At 45.2% G+C, this 1,014-nt stretch carries 1 protein-coding gene and 1 pseudogene; both read left to right on the top strand.

What is annotated here, in order from left to right; translation table 11 throughout:
• A pseudogene (locus FTT71_RS13230) lies at positions 1–284 on the top strand (efflux transporter periplasmic adaptor subunit); the annotation flags it as partial.
• Positions 274–1,014 (top strand): efflux RND transporter permease subunit (locus FTT71_RS13225; RefSeq protein WP_180161025.1); only part of this gene is annotated, 741 nt, incomplete at its 3' end. The pseudogene FTT71_RS13230 and the gene FTT71_RS13225, both read left to right, overlap by 11 nt.

Below are 1,014 nucleotides of genomic sequence, written 5' to 3'. Positions count from 1 at the left end.
TAGTGAGAGTGTTGATTCCGGAAGCTACAGCAAAATCAGCCCTTCGGATTCAAAAGTCTGCGCTGCAAAGTATTGAAGGTGAAGACAGTATTTTCATCGTAGATTCAGAACAAAAAGGTCAAGTCCACTTAAAAGCACAGAAAGTGCAATTGGGGCAGGCTTCAAGTGATGGACAATGGCTTGAAGTGATTTCTGGGCTGACTGAAGGGCAGAAGTATATCGCTCAAGGCAGTTTCTTGTTGAAATCTGAATTAGAAAAAGACGAGGCAGGCCATGAACATTAATTCTGATCTGCCAAAACCAGAAGGTTTATTCGAACGAATCATTCAGTTTTCCATACAAAATGCGATTTGGGTGTTGCTCTTTGTCTGTACCTGGATTGCGGTCGGGGTGTATAGCTATCAGAAACTCCCGATTGATGCTGTACCCGATATTACCAATACCCAAGTCCAGATTAATACTCAAGCCAAGGGTTTTACTGCGCTTGAAGTCGAACAGCGGATTACCTATCCCATTGAAAATGCCATGGCTGGCATTCCGGATCTGGAGCTTACCCGTTCCATATCCCGTTATGGACTCTCTCAAGTCACCATTGTCTTTAAAGATGGGACTGATATTTATTGGGCCCGTCAGCAGATTAACCAACGGATACAGGAGGCGCAATCTGAGTTGCCTGCACAAATCGCACCGACGATGTCCCCCGTTTCTACGGGTCTCGGTGAGATTTATCAATGGGTACTGAAGGCAGATCCGAATGCGAAAAAGCCGGATGGAACTGCATACACGCCGATGGATTTGCGTGAGATTCAGGACTGGATTGTGCGTCCTCAACTGCAACGTGTTAAGGGAGTTGCAGAGGTCAACAGTATTGGTGGTTTTGAAAAAACCTATGTGGTCTCTCCCGATTTAAACCGGATGCAGCAACTGAATATCTCATTAGAACAACTGCAACAGGCTTTAGCGCAAAATAATGAGAACCGAGGTGCAGGTTATATTGAAGACAATGGTCAGCAA

This window comes from Acinetobacter sp. YH01004, assembly GCF_013420455.1.
In the GTDB taxonomy this organism is placed as follows: Bacteria; Pseudomonadota; Gammaproteobacteria; order Pseudomonadales; family Moraxellaceae; genus Acinetobacter; species Acinetobacter towneri.
This window is presented reverse-complemented; position numbering and strand designations above follow the sequence as displayed.